Annotated in this window: 3 protein-coding genes; all 3 read right to left on the bottom strand. The window is 57.6% G+C overall.

The genetic code is table 11. The features are described 5' to 3' along the window. Positions 1-1,395 (bottom strand): AAA-like domain-containing protein (locus ACH2EH_RS04800; protein ID WP_395139460.1); only part of this gene is annotated, 1,395 nt, incomplete at its 3' end. 18 nt (positions 1,396-1,413) lie between these two features. Beyond that, positions 1,414-5,118, bottom strand: coding sequence for an AAA-like domain-containing protein (locus tag ACH2EH_RS04795; RefSeq protein ID WP_395139458.1), 3,705 nt, complete (start codon positions 5,116-5,118; stop codon positions 1,414-1,416). A gap of 113 nt (positions 5,119-5,231) precedes the next feature. After that, positions 5,232-5,917, bottom strand: a 686-nt coding sequence (locus ACH2EH_RS04790) for a hypothetical protein (protein ID WP_395139456.1), incomplete at its 5' end; no start/stop codon positions are given.

Genomic DNA, 5,917 nt, shown 5'->3' with positions numbered 1-5,917 from the left:
CTCCAGGAGCTGCTGGGCCTCGCTTCGAGAGAAGTCCTGAATCTTGAGCCGCTCTCCAACGTTGAAGGGGGAGTTGTTCAGGTTACGGATGAAGAGATGAGGTTCTGTGGCGCAGACCAGCAGCAGGGTCAGTCGTTGCCAGTGCCTCTCCAGAGAGCGCCGGTTGTACCACGAGCGCAAAAGTCCAAAGAAGCTGTCCTGGTAAGGGAGTCCAAAGACCCGATCCAGTCCGTCCATTGCCCAGACGATGCGCCCTGGAAATGGCGTGACGAGCCGGGACTCGATGAAGTCCTCCAGGTTCGGCAGAGGGCCACCCATGCTGCTCCAGGAAAACTCTCGCGTCGCAGCATCAGGCACACGCCGCAACTGGCGCAGGTCTCGTTGCACCCGTGCGATCAGGGCGCGACAGAAACTTGGCAACGACTCAAGTTCGTCCTGAGAGAAGCTATCAAAGTCCGTCAGGATCGTAGGCAGGCCGCTCTGGTGCGCACAGTGTAAGCCGCGCAGCAGCAAGGACGATTTCCCCGACAGGCTCGGCCCTTGGATGACGATGATGTTCTCTGCCTGTTTCAGTTGTTGCCTGAGCTGAGCATCTGTGGCTCTCTCGATATAGAACGACGAGCCCAGAACCAGTGCTCCTCCCGCTCGTGCTACTAGCTCAGGCGGAACCGTGTCTCCACCGGGATCAAGCGCCTCTCGATACAACTCTTCCATCTGGGGCGAAGGACGAGGTGTGGGAGCGCTCTCTAGGGCCTTTCGATAGTCCTCGAATGTCTGTTGGGCCTCTGAACGCTCCCCAACGCGTAGTTGGAGCTGTATGAGGGTCTGCCACCCGGTTTCTTTGAGGGGGCACAGCTCCACGTAGAGCTGAAGTTGTCCAATCGCACGGGGCAGGTCTTCCTGATTGCAGTACCACTGTGCTAGCTGCCAGACCAACTTTGCTCGTTGCTGCTTCAGCTTTGCTCGCTCTGTCAGCACCCAATCCTCTTCCTCCTCCCAGCCATCTAGAAAGGGGACAGCTACCTCCTTGATAGCCAAGGTAGCGCGCTCTGCCTGTTCGTCGCTATCGATGGGAATTGCGCAAGCTTGGCGAAATTCCAGCAGGTCAACGGTGGCTCCCTCCAGCCGGAAACCAACCGTACCTTCGCTGGAGTGAACGCGCTCACTCTGATGATCCAGCTCTTTGCGTAGGTGATGCAGTGCCTGAGACAAGGAACCGTTGTCGCCGGGACCTGGCCAGAAGACCCGCCTCACAGAGTCTGTGGGAAGGTTGCGTCCCTGGCAGATCAGGTAGGCCACAACGCGATTGCTGTCGCGTAGGGCGAGCTTAAGCGCTCGCTCGCCCAAGTGAGCTTCAAATGTCCCAAAGAGCTTTATTCTGAGTTGTTCCGCCATAGATTTCCTCGGTTTGATTTAGTGTCTCCCCCAGAGCCAGCCGTAACCTGGTGGGTAGGGGCTGGGCAAGGGAAGCCCCTCACGAAGCTGGGAGGGTTGCAGTGCCAGCAGCTGCCTGGCACGCTTAACGTAGCCAGCCGCGCTTGTGGAGTAGACGCGAGCAGTCCCATCATCTCCAGCCGTTGCTAGCGTCTCCCCATCGGGCGAGAAACGGGCTGAGCGAACCCCGCCTGCATGCCCACGGATCATCAGTGGAGTCAGCAAGTGAGGGGAATCAAGGGCTTGGGCGACCAGCCAGAGCCGCACGGTTCCATCCAGGCTGGCCGAGGCGAGCCGGGTTCCATCCGGTGAGAACGCCACTGAGCGCACCTCCGCGGTATGGCCCGCCAGAGTTGCTCGGAGCTTATGGTGGGACACGTCCCAGAGGTAGACCATTCCGTCTCGATCTGCGCTTGCCAGAAGCTTTCCATCCGGGGAGAACTCCACTGCCAGAGGGTAGAGTTTGGTCGTGGAGGAGGAGTGTCGTCCTACAGGGAGCAGGGTGGCCTCCAGCGCACCAGTAGAGATCGCATAGAGACCAATCGCTCCGTCTTTTTGGGCGACGGCAACCTGCTTCCCATCTGGGCTGAAGTTAGCGAAGAAGCAGGGCACTTTTCCACTCACCAGTCGCTTGGCTTCTTGACCCGTGCTCGTCTCCCACAGACGCACCGTGCCATCGGCTCCGGCGGTCATCACTTGGCGCTCATCAGGGGAGAACCGGACACTGTAGACATGCCCTTGATGACCCTTGAGCTCATGCACCCTGTAGGGGCCGTACTTGCGACCGGGTCGACCCTCCCGGATCGTGACAACGCCCTCCGCTCCCGAGATGGCGACATACTTGCCCGACGGCGAGAAAGCCATGGAAATCATCCCGATTAGTTGTTTTTTGTCATTGAAGACATAGCCCAAGTTGGGGTTCTGCGCGTAGTTGAGGTCTTTGCGGATACTTCGCTCCTGTACCTCAATCATGCCATCTCCGCCGAGATAACCTAGGCGCGTTCCATCTGGGGAAAACGCCGCATCGTTCATGGTGGAGCCTCCATTGAAGTAGAGTGGTTGGGTAAGCGTCCAGACTTGAGCGGTTCCATCGGTACTGGCAGTGACTACCTGACGACCATCCGGGGCGAAGCGTACTTCCTGCACATCTCCGGTGTGAGAATCGAGCGTGTAGAGCGGCTGTGAGGTCTCACCAAGGTTGTAGATGCGTGCTTTGTGGTCTTGGCTACCAGTGACGACGAGCTGGTGATCTGCTGACCCATCAATGGACCACACGCGATCCATCTGGTAGGGAAAGTAGCGGTGGATAACCTGTCCTTGCGACCAGATCCAGGCGATAGCGGTGGGGTCGCCGCCTGCGCAGAGCAGAACGTCATGGTTGAAGCGCACACAAAACGTCCCAAACCAGTCCGGGTGATTGGGAAAGCTATGGTTGCTGATTCCCGGTTCGAAGCGAGCCATCTGGTTGACCAGCTTGCCGGTGGTAGTATCCCACACCTTGATAAAGCCATCACTTCCGCCGGTTGCGAGCCTGTCGTTTCCCCATGAAAACGCCAGGGAATTGATGATTTTACTGTGCTTGCCTTCCAGATTGATCCGTTTGTCTGAGGCGAGATCCAGGATTTGTGCGCTGTTGCCTGGGATGGTGTAGGCCAGAAGCCGTCCATCGAGTGATAGCTCGGCACAGGCGCTCCCGACCTTGCCGAGGGGAATCTCTCGCACCGGCTTCTTCTGGATAAGATCTGTGCTGGTAGCATCCCAGAGCCGCACAACATTGTCCTCTGCGACCGTGAGAATGAGCTTCCCATCTGCCGAGAAGGTGGCGTTGTTAACCAGGAGGGACTCAGAAGACTGATAGACCTGAATGCGCTGCTTGAGGCGGCCCGTCTGTGCATCCCAGAGGTAAGCATACTGCCCACGGCCTGCTGTTAGGATGCGTCTGCCATCTGGTGAAAAGCAAGCGCAGGAGAGCTTGTACGGGTGGGGGAGCCTTAGGCGTCGCACGATGCCCACGTTGACTGCGTCTGCGAGTCCCTGTAGGGCTTGCTGGTCAGGCTCTCGCCCCTGCTTAAGGCTGGGTTCGACGGCTCTTAGACCAAAGGTGAGAGCATCAAACTCGCTTCCTCGTCGCAGGGAGAGGGCTGCTGCCTGCCCTCCGTTCATGCTCTCGATAGTTCGCCGCGTGGCTTGCGCGATCCCTTGTTGCTGTTTCACTCCTGCACGGGCCGTCGCGAGTGTCTCCTCAAGAGAGTGGCGCTTGCTCTCCAGTTCTGAAAATTGGGTGCGGAGACCACCGAGCTTACCGTCCAACTCACGAACCTGCTTCTCAACCGACTGATGCTTGGCTTCCGCTGTGCGTCGAGCGAGGCGCTCTTGCTGCGACTCTTTAGCGAGCCTGGCATTGTCTTTTACAGCGGTGTTTTTTGCTTTTAGTGCACTACTCGCCCGACTGTCTGCGGCTCGAACGGCCCGGAGCAAGAAGAAGATGAGCACTCCAATAAGAACCACCGATCCCCAAATGAGGGTGGCTTTGATAAAACCCGCTCGCGTTGCCTGCTCTTGGCGACGTCGCTCCGCCCCTGGTAGGTTTTCTTTGGCCCACTTGTTGTCAAAGACAGTGGCATAGATGCGGTTACGCACCTGAAGCCTTCCCTGACGGAGCGTGATAATCCCTGAGAGGCGCAGAGCATCGCATCGCGGATCGGCGGGATCGTAGCGAACCGGCTTGCCCTGTAGAATCTGCGCATACAGGCTCAGAACAGCAGCAGCGTCTTCCTGTAGGCCCAGAACCCGATTGGCGACATCGGCTAGATTGGCATCGCCTTGGCTGGCTTCTCGGCTCAGAAAGGCTTTCCGACACACCTGATCGACCCGAGCGGTCGTCAACTGTGCGCTTTGACAGGACTTATTTTCTGTTAGGCTGCGGCATAAACGCTGGGTCAGATAAGGATGGCCACTTGTCCAGTACAGCACACGCTCAAGCACCTTATGAGCTTCCTGAGGCGACTTTGTAAAGGGCTCCAGACCCACGAGCAGAGGGTGCGCTTCTTTGAGTGTAAAGTCGGCAAGTTCGATGCGCTGGCCGATATTAAACGGGGTAGTGTGTGGATCTGAGATGAGCTCTCCCGGAGTGGTGGCTCCTGCCAGACAAAACGTCACCTGGTTCCAGAGTGGGTCGTGCTTACGGCGGATGTAGCTCTCCCGAATTGCGGCGAAAAACTCGTCTGTCGAGAAGGCGAGTCGGCGGGTGGCATCGATCTCATCAATGAAAATGTAGAGCGGTTGAGAGGAAGACATCGCCACCTCGCGTAGGCACTCAAACCAACGCTGAACGGGGCTGAGGTGGCTGAGGGATATCCAGCACTCCTCTATCTGAGGCCGTAGTCCTAGTGAACTTGCAAGATTATGGAGCAAGCCGCCGTACCACTGCTCAGGGCTTGTGGGTTGACCAACACTGTCAATCTGGATAAAGCCCACTCTGGCATGAGTGTCTTTGAGGAGGTTCGCCGCCCGAATTACCAGGGAGGACTTACCCACCTGTCGGGCATCGAGAATGTAGCACAGTTCATGGCTCTGGAGTGCTTCCCAGAGGAGCACGTCTGCCTGACGTGGCAGATAGCAGGGAGCATCAAGAGAGACAGGGCCTCCAGTGACAAAAAACTGGCTCCCCGTATTGGTACCCATCTCCTCATTGTAGCGCTTAATCGGGACGATGTGGAGCAGGCACAGTCGGTGTAAGAAATCTGTAAAGTAGAGATAGCGTCCGATGGGAGACTGCTTAGGTTCGAGTTTTTTATCTACGCGTTACTGTTCTGGATGATCCGCTGTAGGATCGGCAGGTAGAGCCGCTCCACTTCAGCCTGTCCGACTTCATCGCAAAGCTCCACAAAGCGTTGGGCGCAGCTTGTGTGCGGAGCGCGAGGCGAAGTAAAGATTGCCAGAGTTGTGCTACTTCCAACATCTCCGCGCTTCGCATTTTTATACGTCTCCCAAATTGCAAGAAGGCTCATGGATCGAGACACGCGGAGACCAGCGCGGTTGAGATCCAGAAAGTCGATCATAATCATGGCGCGTCGCCAGTGATCTGCATCCTCAGTCTCGGAATGCTTTGGGATCGCTATCGGCCCATCGGGTGAAATCGTGAAGCTGAGTAGCTCCTTCGGGTCTTCGTCGGCGGTGCCAATGGGGTAACAGAGAAAAGGCAACTCAGCGGCGTAGTCGGCAGGGGCATTCTGATCGGCGATGCGGCTTGCTGCGATGGGGAAGAAGTCCAGCTTGAGGAGCGAGTTGCAGACCTTGCACGATGCGGCGTAGTTTCCCAGATGGTAGGCCAAGCGGTAGTAGCCGTCCGAGGCATCGCCGGTAGTGAAAGGGTAGCGTCCTGCCTCTGTCGGCCAAGCGCGAACGTTCCCCTTGGGGCGATAGTGCTCTAGGTCGTGGGCAATCGTGCCTAGTGGTCCACCTTCCAGTCGCTGCTCGCAGT

It is taken from the genome of Armatimonas sp., assembly GCF_043760365.1.
Classification (GTDB): domain Bacteria; phylum Armatimonadota; class Armatimonadia; order Armatimonadales; family Armatimonadaceae; genus Armatimonas.
The sequence above is the reverse complement of the archived record's forward strand: the minus strand, read 5'-3'. Positions and strand labels throughout refer to the sequence as shown.

Bases quoted from the DNA above. Each gene is read 5' to 3' on its own strand.
- ACH2EH_RS04795 (WP_395139458.1), bottom strand. From the start codon at position 5,118: ATGGGTACCAATACGGGGAGCCAGTTTTTTGTCACTGGAGGCCCTGTC.